The 15,526-nt window shown below is 65.1% G+C and carries 20 protein-coding genes; 9 read left to right on the plus strand and 11 right to left on the minus strand.

Annotated features, from left to right (window positions below):
• The first annotated feature begins 51 nt into the window (after positions 1–51).
• From ACZ48C_RS10490 to ACZ48C_RS10500, 3 genes are all read left to right on the plus strand, one after another.
• Positions 52–270, plus strand: a complete 219-nt coding sequence (locus ACZ48C_RS10490) for a hypothetical protein (RefSeq protein ID WP_119257038.1) — start codon at positions 52–54, stop codon at positions 268–270.
• Between the two features lie 96 nt (positions 271–366).
• The gene (locus ACZ48C_RS10495; protein WP_464781067.1) at positions 367–1,536 is read left to right on the plus strand and encodes a PQQ-dependent sugar dehydrogenase; all 1,170 of its coding nucleotides are present in this window, start codon (positions 367–369) and stop codon (positions 1,534–1,536) included.
• A gap of 100 nt (positions 1,537–1,636) precedes the next feature.
• A complete protein-coding gene (locus ACZ48C_RS10500; RefSeq protein WP_464781068.1) occupies positions 1,637–2,539 on the plus strand; it encodes a DMT family transporter in 903 nt (300 codons plus the stop codon).
• Between the two features lie 9 nt (positions 2,540–2,548).
• On the opposite strand, the gene ACZ48C_RS10505 is transcribed toward ACZ48C_RS10500, so the two are convergent.
• The 5 genes from ACZ48C_RS10505 to hppD all read right to left on the minus strand — a co-directional run bounded on the left by ACZ48C_RS10505 (position 2,549) and on the right by hppD (position 7,045).
• Positions 2,549–3,931, minus strand: coding sequence for an ATP-binding protein (locus ACZ48C_RS10505; RefSeq protein WP_464781069.1), 1,383 nt, complete (start codon positions 3,929–3,931; stop codon positions 2,549–2,551).
• Positions 3,932–3,962: 31 nt separating this feature from the next.
• Complete coding sequence (locus ACZ48C_RS10510; protein WP_119257180.1) at positions 3,963–4,670, minus strand: response regulator; 708 nt, start codon at positions 4,668–4,670, stop codon at positions 3,963–3,965.
• Between the two features lie 25 nt (positions 4,671–4,695).
• Entirely contained in the window at positions 4,696–5,130 is a 435-nt protein-coding gene (locus tag ACZ48C_RS10515; RefSeq protein WP_119257179.1) for a MarR family winged helix-turn-helix transcriptional regulator, read from the minus strand.
• Positions 5,131–5,426: 296 nt separating this feature from the next.
• Positions 5,427–5,696: a hypothetical protein gene (locus ACZ48C_RS10520; protein ID WP_119257034.1), complete on the minus strand. Its 270-nt coding sequence runs from the start codon at positions 5,694–5,696 to the stop codon at positions 5,427–5,429.
• Between the two features lie 245 nt (positions 5,697–5,941).
• Entirely contained in the window at positions 5,942–7,045 is a 1,104-nt protein-coding gene (gene hppD, locus ACZ48C_RS10525) for a 4-hydroxyphenylpyruvate dioxygenase (protein WP_464781070.1), read from the minus strand.
• A gap of 89 nt (positions 7,046–7,134) precedes the next feature.
• Here hppD and ACZ48C_RS10530 point away from each other — a divergent pair, with 89 nt between their 5' ends.
• From ACZ48C_RS10530 to ACZ48C_RS10540, 3 genes are all read left to right on the plus strand, one after another.
• Positions 7,135–7,635, plus strand: a complete 501-nt coding sequence (locus ACZ48C_RS10530; protein WP_464781071.1) for an Lrp/AsnC family transcriptional regulator — start codon at positions 7,135–7,137, stop codon at positions 7,633–7,635.
• Between the two features lie 124 nt (positions 7,636–7,759).
• Positions 7,760–7,921, plus strand: a complete 162-nt coding sequence (locus tag ACZ48C_RS10535) for a hypothetical protein (RefSeq protein WP_313193463.1) — start codon at positions 7,760–7,762, stop codon at positions 7,919–7,921.
• An 82-nt stretch (positions 7,922–8,003) separates the two neighbouring features.
• The gene (locus ACZ48C_RS10540; protein ID WP_464781072.1) at positions 8,004–8,651 is read left to right on the plus strand and encodes an MBL fold metallo-hydrolase; all 648 of its coding nucleotides are present in this window, start codon (positions 8,004–8,006) and stop codon (positions 8,649–8,651) included.
• 77 nt (positions 8,652–8,728) lie between these two features.
• On the opposite strand, the gene ACZ48C_RS10545 is transcribed toward ACZ48C_RS10540, so the two are convergent.
• The 6 genes from ACZ48C_RS10545 to ACZ48C_RS10570 form a co-directional block, all read right to left on the minus strand.
• A complete protein-coding gene (locus ACZ48C_RS10545; protein ID WP_119257031.1) occupies positions 8,729–9,154 on the minus strand; it encodes a BA14K family protein in 426 nt (141 codons plus the stop codon).
• 139 nt (positions 9,155–9,293) lie between these two features.
• Positions 9,294–9,509: a cold-shock protein gene (locus ACZ48C_RS10550; RefSeq protein ID WP_023515606.1), complete on the minus strand. Its 216-nt coding sequence runs from the start codon at positions 9,507–9,509 to the stop codon at positions 9,294–9,296.
• A 540-nt stretch (positions 9,510–10,049) separates the two neighbouring features.
• Positions 10,050–10,391, minus strand: coding sequence for a tRNA-binding protein (locus ACZ48C_RS10555; RefSeq protein WP_313193465.1), 342 nt, complete (start codon positions 10,389–10,391; stop codon positions 10,050–10,052).
• An 80-nt stretch (positions 10,392–10,471) separates the two neighbouring features.
• Positions 10,472–11,290, minus strand: coding sequence for a pyrroline-5-carboxylate reductase (gene proC / locus ACZ48C_RS10560; protein WP_454635060.1), 819 nt, complete (start codon positions 11,288–11,290; stop codon positions 10,472–10,474).
• Positions 11,291–11,292: 2 nt separating this feature from the next.
• On the minus strand, positions 11,293–11,793 hold the full coding sequence (locus ACZ48C_RS10565) for a type III secretion system chaperone family protein (protein ID WP_119257028.1): 501 nt from the start codon (positions 11,791–11,793) through the stop codon (positions 11,293–11,295).
• A gap of 391 nt (positions 11,794–12,184) precedes the next feature.
• A complete protein-coding gene (locus ACZ48C_RS10570; RefSeq protein WP_117366739.1) occupies positions 12,185–12,442 on the minus strand; it encodes an accessory factor UbiK family protein in 258 nt (85 codons plus the stop codon).
• A 259-nt stretch (positions 12,443–12,701) separates the two neighbouring features.
• On the opposite strand from ACZ48C_RS10570, the gene lgt reads away from it, so the two are divergent.
• The 3 genes from lgt to pgeF all read left to right on the plus strand — a co-directional run bounded on the left by lgt (position 12,702) and on the right by pgeF (position 15,520).
• Complete coding sequence (lgt, locus tag ACZ48C_RS10575; RefSeq protein ID WP_424548849.1) at positions 12,702–13,514, plus strand: prolipoprotein diacylglyceryl transferase; 813 nt, start codon at positions 12,702–12,704, stop codon at positions 13,512–13,514.
• 14 nt (positions 13,515–13,528) lie between these two features.
• A complete protein-coding gene (locus ACZ48C_RS10580; RefSeq protein WP_464781073.1) occupies positions 13,529–14,629 on the plus strand; it encodes a class I SAM-dependent methyltransferase in 1,101 nt (366 codons plus the stop codon).
• A gap of 99 nt (positions 14,630–14,728) precedes the next feature.
• Complete coding sequence (gene pgeF, locus ACZ48C_RS10585) at positions 14,729–15,520, plus strand: peptidoglycan editing factor PgeF (protein ID WP_464781074.1); 792 nt, start codon at positions 14,729–14,731, stop codon at positions 15,518–15,520.
• The last annotated feature ends 6 nt before the right edge of the window (positions 15,521–15,526 follow it).

The following is a 15,526-nucleotide window of genomic DNA, read 5'->3' on the forward strand; positions in this document are numbered from 1 at the left end:
CCGCAGGCTTTTTCGTACTGCAACGGGAAAAAACCGAGACAGGGGAAAACGATGTTTCTCGACGAAGACAAGATCGGCAGGTCGCCAAAGGTGCGGGAATCGCGCGCCATGTTCCTCATCGCCATGACGGCGCTGGCCGCCTGCGTGGTCATGGTCGTCGGCCTCATGTCTCCCCCGGCCGTCGCCGTCGATACGATCAAGACTTCCAGCATCGAAAAGACCGCGCCCGACGCTGTTTCCCCGCAAAAGGTCGACCCCACGCAAAAGTGAGGCGCGCTTTCGCGTCTTCCTGCCGTGTCCGGCCCGAACGCTCTTGAAAGCCGCCCGCGTCTGGGCCAGTTATCGGCGCAAGGATGGGAGACGGGCATGCGACAGGAAAAGACCTACCGGAAAAGCGCTTTGGCGGTCACCGCCGCGGCATTCCTCCTCGCCCTTGCATTCTCCCCTGCCCCTTCCGCCGCAGAAACCCGCAATTTCCCCAGCAAGAAGGCCGAGCTTGCCGTCGAGACCGTGGCGACGGGCCTCAAGCATCCCTGGTCCGTCGAAGTGCTGCCCGATGGCGCCTATATCGTCTCCGAAAAGGGCGGCACGCTCCGCCTGATCCGCAAGGGCCATATTTCCGCGCCGATCAGCGGCGTGCCGGAAGTGGCGACCAACGGCCAGGGCGGCCTGCTCGACATCGCGCTCGCGCCCGATTTCGCGACGAGCCGAACCCTCTTCCTCACCTACAGCGCCCGCGGCAACGGCGGCATCGGCACCGCCGTCGCGAGGGCCCGGCTTTCAGACGACGGCACGAAGCTCGAGGACACGACCCGCATCTTCCTGATGAACCGCCTCACCGGGCGCGGCGAGCATTTCGGCTCGCGCATCGCCATCGCCAGGGACGGCAGCCTGTTCTTCGGCATCGGCGACAGGGGCGACGGCGCCCGCGCGCAGGATCCGCGCGACCATGCCGGCTCCATCCTGCACATCAATCCCGATGGCAGTCCCTTTGCCGGCAATCCCTTCCGCGGCAGCTCCGATGGCCTTGCGGAAATCTGGTCCAAGGGCCACCGCAACCCGCAGGGGCTGACCATCGATCCGAAGGACGGCACCCTGCTCACCGCCGAGCACGGCGCGCGCGGCGGGGACGAGATCAACAACCCGCAGCCCGGCCGCAACTACGGCTGGCCGCTCGTCTCCTACGGACGACACTATTCGGGCGCGGAATTCGACCTCGGCTCGTCCGCCGCGGGCTACGAACAGCCGCTCTACTACTGGGACCCGTCCATCGCGCCGGGCGCCATCGCCGTCTATCGCGGCGCGATGTTCCCGGAATGGGATGGCAACCTCATCGTCGCCGCGCTGAAATACCAGCTCGTCGCCCGCCTCGAGCGAGACGACAGCGGCGCCATCGTCGCCGAGGAGCGAATGCTCGCCGGCGAATATGGTCGCATCCGCGACGTCGTCGTCGACCCGGACGGCGCACTCCTGCTGCTGACGGACGATGCCGACGGCGCGCTCCTGCGCGTTTCCCGCGTCACCACCACGGACTGACCGGCGCCCCTCGACCGCCCTTGCCTGAACGGCGGGCACCTGCTAGCAGGGCCGCGGGCGCGTTGACGCCCGCCTATCTCCCATCACAGGGTCAAGAGACATGACGCGCGTTCAGGCGAACCTTCTCCTGTTGCTGGCCGGCGCCATCTGGGGCGCGGGCTTCATCGCCCAGTCGACGGCGATGGAGACGCTGGGACCGATCTGGTTCATCGGCCTGCGCTTCGTCCTTGCGACCGTCGTCGCCACGCCCTTCGCGCTGTGGGAAAAGGCGCGCGCGGCAACCCCGCTTCGTCGGCGCGACCTTGCCGGCTTCGTGCTGACCGGCATCGCGCTCTTTGCCGCCGCTGCCGCGCAGCAGATCGGCCTCCTCACCACCACCGTCACCAATTCCGGCTTCCTCACCGGCCTCTATGTCGTCTTCACGCCCATCCTCACCGTGCTGGCGCTGCGCCGCCGGCCGCACTGGGTCGTCTGGCCCGCCGCGCTCATGGCTTCCTTCGGCATCTTTCTCCTGTCCGGCGGCGCGCTCGCGGCGCTGACGGCCGGCGACATGCTGACGATCCTGTGCGCCGTGCTCTGGTCGGTGCAGATGATCTGCGTCGGCGTTCATGCAGGTCGCTCCGGCCGGCCGCTCGCGCTCTCGCTCGTGCAGTTCGCCGTCTGCGCGGTGCTCGGCTGCACGGCGGGCTTCCTGTTCGAGCCCGTGAGCCTTTCCGCCATCAAGGGGGCTCTGCCGGAAATTCTCTATGCTGGCCTGTTCTCCAGCGGCATGGCCTTCATCTTCCAGAACATTGCCCAGCGCTACACGACCGCCCCGCAGGCCGCCATCTTCCTTTCCAGCGAGGCCCTGTTCGCCGCCGCCTTCGGCGTGATGCTGCTCGGCGAGACGATCACCCCTGCCGGCTATGCCGGCTGCGCCATCATCTTCGCCGCCATGCTGGCGGTGGAGCTCGTGCCGGAATTGCTGCGCCCCCGCCGCGCAAATATCACCGTGGAAGCCTGACGCCTTCCGTCAGGCCGGAACGCGGATCGTCGCGCGCAGGCCGCCGAGCGGACTGTCGGAAAGCGTGACGTCGCCGCCGTGGCTGCGCGCGATGTCGCGGGCGATGGCAAGGCCGAGGCCCGTGCCGGACGCGTCGAGATTGCGCGCCTCGTCGAGACGGAAGAACGGCTTGAAGACATCCTCGCGCGACCGTTCGGGAATGCCCGGGCCGTCGTCGTCCACGGTGATCGTCAGCCATTTGGCGTTGCGCCGTGCCTCCACGCGCACCGTTCCGGCATAGCGGAAGGCGTTCGACACCAGATTGCCGACAAGACGGCTGAAGGCGTTCGGGCGGGCCAGCACCTCGTCGTCGCCGTCGATCTCGCTGCTGAAGGTGCGGTCGTGCAGTTCGGCCTCCATGGCGAGCCGCTCGAAGAGGTCGGAGAGCCGCAATTCGCCGACATCCTCCTCCGCGTCGCCCCGGGCGAAGGAGAGATAGCCCTCCAGCATGCTCTGCATGTCCTCGACATCCTTGTGGAGGCCCTGAAGGTCCGGATTGTCGCCGGCAAGCGCGAGCTGCAGCTTGAAGCGGGTGAGGATGGTGCGCAGGTCATGGCTGACGCCGGTCAGCATGGCGGTGCGCTGCTCCATCTGGCGCTCGATGCGCTCGCGCATGAGGATGAAGGCAAGGCCGGCGCGGCGCACCTCGTTGGCCCCGCGCGGTGCAAAACCCTCCGGCATCTTCTGCCCCTTGCCGAAGCTCTCGGCCGCCTGCGTCAACGTCAGGATCGGCCGGATCTGGCCACGCAGGAAGAGGATGGAGATACCGATCAGCACCAGCGCCGAGCCGACCATCCAGAGCAGGAAGATATGCGTGTTCGACGCATAGGCCTGGTTGCGCCGCGCATAGACGCGCAGCACCTTCTTGTCGAGCAGGATGCGGACCTCGACGACGCCGCTGTCGCCGACCGTGTCGATCCAGAACGGCCGGCGGATCTGGCGGACGATCTCGTCGCTGAGAATCTCGTCGAGAATGTTGAAGAAGGGCTTGCGGCGCGGCGGCGGCAACTCCGTGCCCGGCTCGATCGACACGATCAGGTCCAGCCGCTCGCGCGCGATGCGGATGATCTGGGCATAGGCCGGGTCTTCCGGATAGGTGTCGATGAGATCGATGATCGCCGCGATGTCGCGCGTAACCGCCTGCGAAAGGCGCTGGGTGACGAGCTGCCAGTGGCGCTCCATGAAGACGAAGGCGACCACCGCCTGCAAGAGCACCATCGGCAGGATGATGATGAGGAGGGAGCGGGCGTAGAGGCCCGTCGGCATGCGGCGGCGCAGCCAGCGGGCGAGGCGCCGCCAGCCGGCGAGCGGCGCGCGTTCGAGGTCCCGCCGCAATGTCTCGAAAGTGGTCATCGGACCGCGCTTTCCGCCGGGCGTTCCACGCTCAGCCCTGTTCCACGCTCAGCCGGTAGCCGATGCCGCGCACCGTCTGCAGCCAGACCGGGTTGGAGGGGTCCTCCTCGATCTTGCGGCGCAGCCGGTTGATCTGCACGTCGATGGTGCGCTCGCCGACCTCGGTCTCCTCGCCGATCAATTCGTGCCGCGGGATCGTCTCGCCGGCGCGCAGCGAGAAGAGCAGCATGATCTCCTGCTCGCGATCGGTGAGGCGGATCGGATCGCTGCCGCGCTTCAGTTCCTTGCGCACGATGGAGAAGGTGTAGGGACCGAACATGACCTGCTCGATCTTCGGCGTTGCCGGTGCGGCGTTGCGCTTCAGGATGTTGTTGATGCGCAGCACCAGTTCGCGCGGCTCGAAGGGTTTTGACAGGTAGTCGTCCGCCCCCGCCTCCAGTCCCTCGATGCGCGCCCGCGATTCGGCAAGGGCCGTCAGCATCAGGATCGGCACGGGGCGGATCTCGCGCAGGCTCTTCGTCAGCGAAAGCCCGCTCTCGCCGGGCATCATCACGTCCATGATGATGAGGTCGAAATCGAGGCCGCGCAGCTTGCGGCGGGCCTCGTCGGCGTCGCCCGCCACCGTCACGCGAAAGCCCTCGGCCACCAGGTAACGGTTCAGAAGCTCGCGGATGCGGGTGTCGTCGTCGACGACGAGAAGATGGGATGCATCGTCGGAGGGCGTACCGGCCGCGGTCATCGTCTTCACCTCCAGGGTCAAATTCTCAATCGTTCCGGGCGTTCTGCATGCCGGTGAGGAATCGGATCACCACCCGGCGGTCGCCTGCATTCATATCCTCGAATGCATGGGCGATGCGGCGGGATTGCGGCTCGGCGAGCGCGAGCGCGAGTTCCCTTCCGGCCCTTGTCGGGTAGAGCTTGCGCTGGCGGCGATCCTCGGGGCCGGCCACCTGCTGGATATAGCCGGAATCGATGAGCTGCTTCAAGACACGCGCAAGGCTCTGCTTGGTGATCTTCAGCGTGTCGAGCAGGTCGGCGACCGTCATGCCCGGCTCGCGGTTGACGAAGTGCACGACGCGGTGATGGGCCCGGCCGAAGCCGCTTTTCTCCAGGATGGCATCCGGATCGGAGATGAAGTCGCGATAGGCGAAGAACAGGCCTTCGATGATCTCGAAGTCGATACGGCCGTCGCCGGTCATAGCGTCCTCGTGCAGCGCGCCCAAGCCGTTCTTCTCCGGCGCCTGTCGAGCCACGTTGTCGTTTCCTTTCATGCCTGCCGTCCCCATTTCGCTCCGGCGCCGAAGAATATCCGGATTTCTCCTCGCCGGGCGCAAATTACGCTTCTGCCGTCTCTGGTTAGACCGTAACCGGCAAAACAATCAACTTGAAAGAAGAAAGGGAAAAAGCAAGGGGGGCGGCAGGCCGGGATGGCGCGCGCGGGCGGAAAAGGGTCCGCCCAAGAAAAACGGCGGCCCTTGCGGGCCGCCTTTCTCGTTCAGGCCGGCTTTTTGCCGAGCACGGCGCCGACGATCGCGGTGAGCACGCCGCCGCCGACCAGACCGCCGATGCCATTGGCAACGAGGCCGGAAAGACCGGCTTCACCGCCAACCATCTGCAGGAGAAGGCCGCCGCCGACACCCCCGATGGCCCCGACGATGGTTCGCACGATCACGCTCACGGCCACCTGTTTCAGGGCGGCGCCCGCGGCGTTGCCCCCGACGGCGCCGGCGATGAGCTGCGTGATGATGGGCATCAATGCTTCCATGACTTCCCCTCCGAAAGGTGCGCCCGGAATGAAGAGTGCTCCGGGACCGGACACCTGCCTCGTTGCCGGCCGCGATCTGGAGCCCGCGCCGGTGCCGAAAGATTCGGCTTCCCTAACGTGCGGAGAGTCTTGGCCGCTGTCAATTTATCCGTGCGCCTCCTGCACCGGAGTTTTATCCAACGAAAAGAGGCGGCCGCAATGCGGCCGCCCCTTCCTTCCCCGCGTTGGCTTGGGTGCCGCGGTTGTTATTCTGCTGCGATGACGCCCCGGCGGATCTGGTCTTCCTCGATGCTCTCGAAGAGCGCGCGGAAATTGCCCTCGCCGAAGCCTTCGTCGCCCTTCCTCTGGATGAACTCGAAGAAGATCGGCCCGATCACGGTCTTCGAGAAGATCTGAAGCAGGATCTTCGTCATGCCGCCATCGACGACGCCTTCGCCGTCGATGAGAATGCCGTGCTTCTTCATGCGCTCGACCGGCTCCTCATGGCCGACGACGCGCACATAGGAACGGTCGTAATAATTGTCCGGCGGACCGGGCATGAATTTCAGGCCGTTCCCGGCCAGCCTGTCGGTTGCATCATAGATCGCATCCGTGCCGACGGCGATGTGCTGGATGCCCTCGCCCTTGTACTTCTTCAGGTACTCGACGATCTGGCTCGTCTCGTCCTTCGATTCGTTCAGCGGAATGCGGATCTTGCCGCAGGGCGAGGTGATGGCGCGCGACACGAGGCCGGTGATACGGCCGTCGATGTCGAAGAAATGGATCTGCCTGAAGCCGAAGAGCTCGCGGTAGAAATCCCACCACTTGTCCATGTTGCCGCGATAGACGTTGTGCGTCAGGTGGTCGAGATAATAGAAGCCGACGCCCTCGGGCTTCGGATCGCGCGCGCCGGTCCATTCGAATTCCGCGTCATAGGCCGAGCCCTTGGCGCCATATGTCTCGATGAAATAGAGCAGCGAACCGCCGATGCCGACGATGGCCGGCACGTCGAGCGCCTTGTCGCCCCCCTCATAGGGCGTGGCGCCCTTGGAGACCGCATGTTCGAAGGCGTGCCGCGCATCGACCACGCGCCAGGCCATGGAGGCCGCGCAGGGACCGTGCACATCCGCGAATTTCATGGCATGCGAGCCGGGCTCGGCATTGACGAGATAGTTGATGTCGCCCTGCCGCCAGACGGAAATCGCCTTGCTGCGATGCGTTGCAACCTTGCTGTAGCCCATGCGGGCGAAAAGCTCTTCCAGCTTTTCCGGTTCCGGATGGGCGAACTCGACGAATTCGAAGCCGTCCGTACCCGCCGGGTTTTCCACCGTGATCTCGGCCGGCGGTGCGTCATGCGGGAAAGGGCCCATCGTTCATCCTCCTCGAAAATGATGTGAGGAACAGTATGGCGCGATTTCCGCGCAATGTGCGTGCATAGTGCTTGCGCTTTGGCAAATCCATGCAATGTTCATGCACAGATACTCATTCAGGAGGGCAATCCGTGCAACTGGACGATTTCGACCGCAAGCTGCTGGGGCATCTGCAGGAGGATGCGCGCCTGACGAACAACGAATTGTCGGAACGCATCAACCTCTCTCCCTCGCAATGCTCGCGCCGCCGCATCCGGCTGGAGGAGGAAGGCATCATCCGCGCCTATCGGGCCGAGCTCGACCGGGAAAAGCTCGACCTCGGCATCGTCATCATCGTCACCGTGACGCTTTCCACGCACAACCGCGACAATGCGGTGCGCTTCGCGCGGCTGATCTCCAACCTGCCGGAGGTGCTGGAAGCCTATTCGCTGACCGGCGAGATGGACTACATCATCAAGGTCGTCGTGCCGAACCTCAAGGCGCTCTCCGCCTTCGTCAACGACGTGCTGCTGCCGCACGAATCCGTCTCGCACGTCAAGACCGCCATCGTGCTCGACACGCTGAAGGAAACCACCGCCCTGCCGCTGTGAGCGCTGTTGCGCGAAAGCAACAGCCTCCCGCCTCGCCTGTTCCCGTTGGAACAGGCCGGATTCCTGCGTCGTTGTAAAAGAAATCGCATGGGGCCCGGAGCGGCCGGAAACAACAGGAAGAACGATGCAAACGAACCCGAAGCCGCAGAACCCGGTCGCCAAGCGCCTCCGTCCCGTCGTCTATCTCTACGCCGCCTTCAACATCGCCGTGGCGATGCTGCTCTTCTCCACCGTCTCGCCAACGCTGGCGACCGGCCCGGCGCAGGAGATGGCGAGCGCCCGCTAGAACGGTTTCCCAGTTCAGGCTTGGTCTTCGCCCGCGCTTGCGGCTATAGGGAAGCCACAAGCGGCAATCGAGCGAGGACCCCATGGGCAGGCTTCAGGCGGGCATCATTCCCGTCACCCCCTTCCAGCAGAACTGCACCATCCTCTTCGACACCGAAACGAAGGAAGGCGTGGTCGTCGATCCCGGCGGCGACGTCGAGGTGATCCTGAAGACCGTCGAGGAAAACGGCATCGCCCTCAAGGCGATCTGGCTGACGCACGGCCATATCGACCATGCCGGCGGCGCCAAGGAACTGAAGGAAGCGCTCGGCCTCGACATCATCGGCCCGCACAAGGACGACCTGCAACTGCTGCAGCGGCTGGAGGCGCAGGCCTCGATGTTCGGCGTGCCGATGAAAGTCAGCAATGTCGTGCCGGACCGCTGGCTGGAGGACGGCGACAGGGTTTCCTTCGGCGACCACGAATTCGAGGTCTACCACACGCCAGGCCACGCGCCGGGACATGTGATCTATTTCAACCGCAACCAGGGCTTCGCCCATCTCGGCGACGTGCTGTTCCACGGCTCGATCGGGCGAACCGACCTTCCCGGCGGCGACCATCAGCAGCTTCTGGAATCGATCCGCGACAAGGTGTTTCCGCTGGGAGACGAAGTCGGCTTCCTCTGCGGCCACGGGCCGGGCGGCAAGATCGGCGAGGAGCGCCGCACCAACCCCTTCCTGCGCGGACTTTAGGGGCGCAAACCTCCCTGTAGATATGAAAAAGGCGGGTGCCGCGCGGCACCCGCCTTTCGATTCAAGCCCGCGGCCGATCAGCCGGCAGTGCAGAAATGCTCGCGGCCGTCATAGCCGACATAGGTGCCGGTGTTCGCGTCGAACGAGCGGTAACGCTGCGAGCAGAAGCGGTACCAGGACTGCGTCCAGGGCTCGTAGCTCGGGGCCTCGCGATAGATCACGCGGCGCTCGGGCTCGGGATAGTAATCCGGCTCGACATAGACGCGGCGCTCTTCGTAGCGCGGCTGCGAAGCGATCGCGCCGCCGATGATCATGCCGGTGGCAAGGCCGAGCGCACCGCCCACGAGGGCGTCGTTGTTATGGTGATGGCGGCGATAGTAGGGGCGATGGCCGTTGCCCCAGTAGCCGTCACGGTCACGCGCTTCGGCAATGCCGGCGGTTGCGGTGATCAACGTGGCGGCGGCCGCTGCAGAAAGCACGATGGCTTTGATGACTTTGTTCATGACCTTACTTCCTTTGGACGCCGGCTTGGCCGGTCGAATGATGCTACCAAACTAGAGAAACGAGGCTGAACGGAGGCTGAATGAAAAAACCCGGCATCTCTGCCGGGCTCCAACTTGAAAATCCTGAGAAAGTTCCGGCTCAGCCGGCGATCTGCAGGTTGACCGCCTTCGGGCCTTTGCCGCGGCGATCGGGTTCCGTGTCGAAGCTTACCTTCTGGTTTTCGGAAAGGCCGTTCAGGCCCGAAGCCTGCACGGCGGAGATGTGTACGAAGATATCCGCACCACCGTTGTCGGGCTTGATGAAGCCGAAGCCCTTCTCGGTGTTGAAGAATTTTACGATGCCAGTTTCGGCCATGCGTCAGGTCCTTTTCTCTCTGCCCGTATATTTGGCGGCGGGCAGCACATCAGTTTTGCCCCGTGGGGCGTTAGGCAGGCAGTTCTCGAGGTTGAGGAAAGGGTCCTGTTTTCACCGCAGCCAGCCAACCATATAGTCCAAGGACCGTCCAGATGTTGGCTGCCCGGAATTGTTTCGCGTCTCCGGCGCGCTTTTATTCAAGGTCTTCCCGTGTTCGCAAATTGCCCGAACGGCGCAAGATTGATGTGTTTGCGACAAATTGGCAAGCAAAAGTTTTGATGCGCTCTTGTGACGCCTAACTTTGGTCAAATTCCGGGCGATTGCCGAAAAATCCCTCAGCTTTTACGGGGTTTCCGGTGCTATCGTATGATTTATATTGCACCGCGGAAGAAGACGCGCGGCCCCTCCAGTATCGCCCGGATACCGTGAAGGAACGGCGGGCGGGTTGCCTTGCTCGCCCCTGTAACGCGCCCGCGGCTCCGCGGACCGTACTTCATCGCCGCACGGCCACATCGACCGGCGCCGCGGATACTCGCCCGCTCAGCACATCTTCTTGCCGTTCGGCACGGCCTGGCCGACGCCGGCAAGAACGATCGCGCCCGTCTCGTCCTCGAAGCCGAGGGTCAGCACTTCCGAGCGCACCGGGCCGATCTGGCGCGGCGGGAAATTGACGACGGCGAGCACCTGGCGGCCGACGAGCTCTTCCAATGTATAATGCACGGTGATCTGCGCCGAGGACTTCTTGATGCCGATCTCGGGGCCGAAATCGATCTGCAGCTTGTAGGCCGGCTTGCGCGCCTCGGGAAACGGCAGCGCCTCGACGATGGTACCGACGCGGATATCGACGCGTTCGAAATCGGCGTAGGTGATGGTTTCGGTCATGAAAAAATCCCTGTCTGCAAACCCCTCACCCCAACCTCTCCCCGCAAGCAGGGAGAAGGGCAAACCGGTCATATGAGAGTTCAGCCCGCCAGTTCCTCGGCGCGCTTGCGGGCGCTCGCGATGGCCCTGTCGAAGAGCGGCTGCATGCCGTCCTCGGCCATCAGCACCGCGAGCGCAGCGGCGGTGGTGCCGCCCGGCGAGGTCACGTTCTGGCGCAGGCGGCTGGCGTCGTCGGGGGACTGGTGAAGCAGTTCACCAGCCCCCGCGACGGTTTCCCGTGCGAGCCGCATGGCGAGGTCCGCCGGCAGGCCGGCTTTGCGGCCCGCCTCTGCCATGCACTCGACGAGATAGAAGACATAGGCCGGCCCACTGCCCGAGACGGCGGTGACGGCATCGATATCGGCCTCGCTCGCGACCCATTCGACCGGACCGCTGACCTTGAGGAGGGAATGCACGAAATCGCGCTGCGCCGCGGTGACGCGCGCATTGGCGAAGGCCCCGGTGACGCCGCGGCCGATCATCGCCGGCGTGTTCGGCATGGCGCGAACGGTGGCGGCCGCGCCGAGATGGCTTTCCAGATTGGCGATCGTCTTGCCGGCGGCGACCGACACCACGACGGTCTCGGGCCCGACGAGCCCCTTCAGCGGCGGCAGGACCTGGTCCATCACCTGCGGCTTGACGGCGACGAAGAGGACGCCCGCCTTCACGCCCGCGGGCGCGGAGGTTTCATGGCGCGCGCCGTTGTCGGCGATCAGCCTGGCCATGGCCGGCTGCGGGCCGGGATCGATGACGATGACGGACGAACCGGAAATGCCGCTCTTCAGCCAGCCCGAAAGCATGGCGCCGCCCATGTTGCCGGCGCCGATAAGAACGATGGGACCCGTCGCAGCCGCTGCCATCCTCAGGCCTCCCCGACCGTTTCGAACAGCACGGCGTCGACGGCGGACTGGGCGTCCATGCCGGACCAGACGACGAACTGGAAGGCCTGGAAATAAGCCTCGCAGGATTCGAGCGCGCTGGAAAGCAGCACTTCGACCTGCCGGTTGGTCGGCTCCGCGCCGCCGGCCAGCAGCAGCGACTGGCGGAAGATCACCACGTCCTCGCGGCGCCACAGGTCGAAATGCCCCATGAGCACCTGACCGTTCACATGCGAGAGCAGGCAGTGCACCTCGTTGACGCGGCTTTCGGGAACCTTGATGTCGAAGGCGCAGGCCAGATGCAGCGCCTCGAATTCCTCCATCCAGGAGAAGGAGACGTGGTAGTCCGTCCACTTGCCCTCGACGGTCATGGCGATCTCGTCCTCGCCGGACCGCTCGAACGTCCAGTCATTGTTGGCTGCGACGAACTCGATCATGTCGACCGGGTTGGACTGGCGCCCGATATCCAATTCCATAAAGCTCATGCATCACCTTCAAGACCGGAAGGCATGCGCCGTCGCGCTCACACACACGACGCGGCAAACCGTACTCCGGATACAACACTGAATGATTGCTCGGCACTTTACGCAATCTGGACGACTTACCCTGCCCGAAGCTTGCGTTGCCCGTTTCGAATCATCATTTAAAATCAGTGTATAACGGCGGAGTCACGACGCCAGCCCCCGCCTTCCCGTTTTCCCCGGCCGGTTGTGGACAGAGGTTGTGAAAAAGATTCAGGTCGGTCGCTTAAGAGACTCTGCGAAAAGAGCTTTTCGGAAGTGTCCACAGGGGTAAAAAATTTATTAAAAAAAACGGTTGGCGCGATGTGAATCACGCCAACCGAGTCCTGCCTCTGAAATGCTGCCCCGAAACGGGTCAGTTGCCTGTATTGAGGCGCGCTTCGAGAGCCTCGATGCGCTTCAGAAGCGCGTCGTTTTCGTCCCGTGCCTTGATGGCCATTTCCCGCACCGCCTCGAATTCCTCGCGCTTGACGAGGTCCATGCCGTTGATGAAGCGCTCGGCCTGGGCGCGGAACACCGTCTCGGCTTCCTTGCGCACGCCCTGCGCGGCGCCGGCGGCATCGGTCATCAGCTTGGCGAAGTCGTCGAGAATGCGGTTGGCACCGGTGGTCATGGTCTGCCCTCCTGGGGGATCGATGGTCCTGGCGGGCCTGCCGCCCGCGTCCTGGAACTGAGGTAGGGTCTCGCGCCGCCGCTTGCAAGCGATTTCGGGGGGATTTCCGGGGCGGATTTCGGTGGATCGCGACGTATCCGGACGCCGCGCGGCCACCGCGCGCCATTTCTCGCCTTGACCCTGCCGCAAGCCCTCGCCATCTTCCGCGCAAATCAGGAATATCCGAGCCTTGACGAATATAGCGCAACTCTTCGCCATCATGCCCTTTCCCGAGATCGACCCGATCGCCTTCTCGATCGGCCCGGTCGCCGTCCACTGGTACGGCATCGCCTATGTCGTCGGCATCATGCTCGGCTGGCTCTATGCCCGCCGGCTGATCGAGACGCCGCGGCTGTGGGCAGGCGAAGCGCCGATGACGCGCGCCATGCTCGACGACTTCCTCGTCTGGGCCGCCGTCGGCATCATCCTCGGCGGCCGCGTCGGCTATATCCTCTTCTACGACTTCCCGAATGTCGCCGCCGATCCGCTGCGCGCCATAAAGGTCTGGAATGGCGGCATGTCGTTCCACGGCGGCTTCGCCGGCACGACGCTCGCCATGATCCTCTTCGCCCGGCGCAACCGCATCCCGATCTGGAGCCTGTTCGACATCGTCGCCGCCGTGGTGCCGATCGGCCTGTTCTTCGGCCGCATCGCCAATTTCGTCAACGGCGAGCTGTGGGGCCGCCTGTCCGATGCGCCCTGGGCCGTCGTCTTCCCGGAAGCCGGCCCCTTCGCGCGCCATCCGAGCCAACTTTACGAAGCCGGCCTCGAGGGCATCGTCCTGCTCGCCGTGCTGGCGCTCGCCATCTACCGCTTCGGCGCGCTGAAGCGGCCCGGCATCGTCACCGGCCTCTTCGTCTGCGGCTATGCGCTGTCGCGCATCGCCGTGGAATTCTTCCGCGAGCCCGATCCGCAGCTCGGCTATCTCTACGGCGGCTGGCTCACCATGGGCATGCTGCTGTCGCTGCCGATGCTCGTCGTCGGCCTGTGGGCGATCGTCCGCGCCCGCCGGGCCGAGCCCGCAAGGGCCTGAGCGGACCAACGCCCATGACGACGCCCCTCGCCCGCAAGATCAAGGCGCTGATCCGCACCAACGGCCCCATCAGCGTGACCGACTATTTCGCCCTGTGCCTCGCGGACCCCGCTTATGGCTACTACCGCACGCGCGACCCCTTCGGCGAGGCCGGCGATTTCATCACCGCGCCGGAGGTCAGCCAGCTCTTCGGCGAGATGCTCGGCGTCTTCCTCGTCCATGCCTGGCAAAGGCACGGCGCGCCCGAGACGGTGCGCATCGCCGAGATCGGCCCCGGCCGCGGCACGATGATGGCCGACATGCTGCGCGTCGTCTCCCGCATCGCCCCCGAGCTCTACGAGAGCGCGACGATCCACCTCATCGAGACGAGCCCGAAACTGCGCACCGTCCAGCGCGAGACGCTCGGCACTCATGCCGCGCGCGTCGCCTGGCACGACAGCTTCGAGGAACTGCCGGAAGGCTTCGTGCTGCTCGCCGCCAACGAGCTCTTCGACGCCATCCCGATCCGCCAGTTCATCAAGACCGCCTCCGGCTTCCGCGAGCGTATGGTCGGTCTCGACGCCGATGACGAGCTCACCTTCGCCGCGGGCGTCGCCGGCATCGACCCGGCGCTGCTGCCCGAGCATCACAGAACGGCCGAAAACGGCACGATCTTCGAGATCGCCCCGGCCCGCGAAGCCGTCATGGCGACGATCGGCGAGCGCATCGCCCGCTGCGGCGGCACCGCGCTCGTCATCGACTACGGCCATTTCGTCACCGGCTTCGGCGATACGCTGCAGGCCGTGTTGAAGCACGATTTCGACCCGCCGCTCGCCCATCCCGGCGAGGCAGACCTGACGAGCCATGTGGACTTCGAGCGGCTGGCGGGCGCGGCCGTCGGCGCGGGCCTTCATGTGCACGGCATGCTGCACCAGGGCGATTTCCTCGTCGGCCTCGGCATCGGCGAACGCGCCTCCGCGCTCGGCCGCAACCGCGACGAGGCGACGCAGCAATCGATCCTCGCCGATGTCGATCGTCTCGCAGGCTCGGGCGCGGGGAAAATGGGCGATCTTTTCAAGGTCTTGGCCATCGGCAGCGCACCGCTCGCCCTCTTTCCGTTCCGTCAGCCCGATTGACACATCCCCCAAGGCCGGACAACATTCGGCCCGATTTGACCCCGCATGCCCCGGCGACATCCTTGCCTGGCGGCCCAGCCCGAAGCCAGCCGAGAGACCATGAAGGACCAAGCGCCCCCAACGCCCATCGAAAGCCCGCTGCTTGCGGAACGCGCCGGAAAAGCGGCCCTGCACGGGTTCTTCACCCGCGCCGGCGGCGTTTCCGAAGGCATCTATCGCGGCCTCAATGTCGGCCTCGGCTCGAAGGACGAGCGCGGCAGGGTCGAGGAGAATCGCGCCCGCGTCGCGCGCTGGTTCTCGGCAGAGCCCGGCCGGCTCGCCACCGTGCACCAGGTCCATTCGCCCGATGTCGTCATCGTCGATGCGACCTATGACGGATCGCGCCCCGAGGCGGACGCGCTGGTCAGCGCCACCCCCGGCGTCGTCCTCGGCGTCCTCGCCGCCGATTGCGGCCCGATCCTCTTCTGCGATCCCGAGGCCCGCGTCGTCGGCGCCGCCCATGCGGGCTGGAAGGGCGCGCTCTACGGCGTGCTCGAAAACACCATAACGGCCATGGAAAGGCTCGGCGCGAGGCGCGGCAGCATCCTCGCCAGCCTCGGCCCCTCGATCAGCCGCCGCAACTACGAGGTCGGCCCGGAATTCGTCGAACGCTTCCTCGGCGTGGACAAGGCTTACGAGCGCTACTTCACCCCGTCCGGAAAGCCCGGCCATGCCATGTTCGACCTGCCGGGGCTGACGACGCAGCGCCTCAGCGATGCCGGCGTGACGGCCGAGAACCTCGACCTCTGCACCTATCCCGACGAAGAGCGGTTCTTCTCCTACCGGCGCACGACCCACCGGCAGGAACCCGATTACGGCCGCCAGATTTCAGCGATCATGCTAAGGGGCTGAAACCCC

The organism is Shinella sp. 1A1, assembly GCF_055379515.1.

Excerpts from the sequence above, each read along its gene's own strand:
- ACZ48C_RS10490 (WP_119257038.1), top strand. The coding sequence starts at position 52 with ATGTTTCTCGACGAAGACAAGATCGGCAGGTCGCCAAAGGTGCGGGAA.
- ACZ48C_RS10495 (WP_464781067.1), top strand. The coding sequence starts at position 367 with ATGCGACAGGAAAAGACCTACCGGAAAAGCGCTTTGGCGGTCACCGCC.
- ACZ48C_RS10500 (WP_464781068.1), top strand. The coding sequence starts at position 1,637 with ATGACGCGCGTTCAGGCGAACCTTCTCCTGTTGCTGGCCGGCGCCATC.
- ACZ48C_RS10505 (WP_464781069.1), bottom strand. The coding sequence starts at position 3,931 with ATGACCACTTTCGAGACATTGCGGCGGGACCTCGAACGCGCGCCGCTC.
- ACZ48C_RS10510 (WP_119257180.1), bottom strand. The coding sequence starts at position 4,670 with ATGACCGCGGCCGGTACGCCCTCCGACGATGCATCCCATCTTCTCGTC.
- ACZ48C_RS10515 (WP_119257179.1), bottom strand. The coding sequence starts at position 5,130 with ATGACCGGCGACGGCCGTATCGACTTCGAGATCATCGAAGGCCTGTTC.
- ACZ48C_RS10520 (WP_119257034.1), bottom strand. The coding sequence starts at position 5,696 with ATGGAAGCATTGATGCCCATCATCACGCAGCTCATCGCCGGCGCCGTC.
- hppD (WP_464781070.1), bottom strand. The coding sequence starts at position 7,045 with ATGGGCCCTTTCCCGCATGACGCACCGCCGGCCGAGATCACGGTGGAA.
- ACZ48C_RS10530 (WP_464781071.1), top strand. The coding sequence starts at position 7,135 with ATGCAATGTTCATGCACAGATACTCATTCAGGAGGGCAATCCGTGCAA.
- ACZ48C_RS10535 (WP_313193463.1), top strand. The coding sequence starts at position 7,760 with ATGCAAACGAACCCGAAGCCGCAGAACCCGGTCGCCAAGCGCCTCCGT.
- ACZ48C_RS10540 (WP_464781072.1), top strand. The coding sequence starts at position 8,004 with ATGGGCAGGCTTCAGGCGGGCATCATTCCCGTCACCCCCTTCCAGCAG.
- ACZ48C_RS10545 (WP_119257031.1), bottom strand. The coding sequence starts at position 9,154 with ATGAACAAAGTCATCAAAGCCATCGTGCTTTCTGCAGCGGCCGCCGCC.
- ACZ48C_RS10550 (WP_023515606.1), bottom strand. The coding sequence starts at position 9,509 with ATGGCCGAAACTGGCATCGTAAAATTCTTCAACACCGAGAAGGGCTTC.
- ACZ48C_RS10555 (WP_313193465.1), bottom strand. The coding sequence starts at position 10,391 with ATGACCGAAACCATCACCTACGCCGATTTCGAACGCGTCGATATCCGC.
- proC (WP_454635060.1), bottom strand. The coding sequence starts at position 11,290 with ATGGCAGCGGCTGCGACGGGTCCCATCGTTCTTATCGGCGCCGGCAAC.
- ACZ48C_RS10565 (WP_119257028.1), bottom strand. The coding sequence starts at position 11,793 with ATGAGCTTTATGGAATTGGATATCGGGCGCCAGTCCAACCCGGTCGAC.
- ACZ48C_RS10570 (WP_117366739.1), bottom strand. The coding sequence starts at position 12,442 with ATGACCACCGGTGCCAACCGCATTCTCGACGACTTCGCCAAGCTGATG.
- lgt (WP_424548849.1), top strand. The coding sequence starts at position 12,702 with ATGCCCTTTCCCGAGATCGACCCGATCGCCTTCTCGATCGGCCCGGTC.
- ACZ48C_RS10580 (WP_464781073.1), top strand. The coding sequence starts at position 13,529 with ATGACGACGCCCCTCGCCCGCAAGATCAAGGCGCTGATCCGCACCAAC.
- pgeF (WP_464781074.1), top strand. The coding sequence starts at position 14,729 with ATGAAGGACCAAGCGCCCCCAACGCCCATCGAAAGCCCGCTGCTTGCG.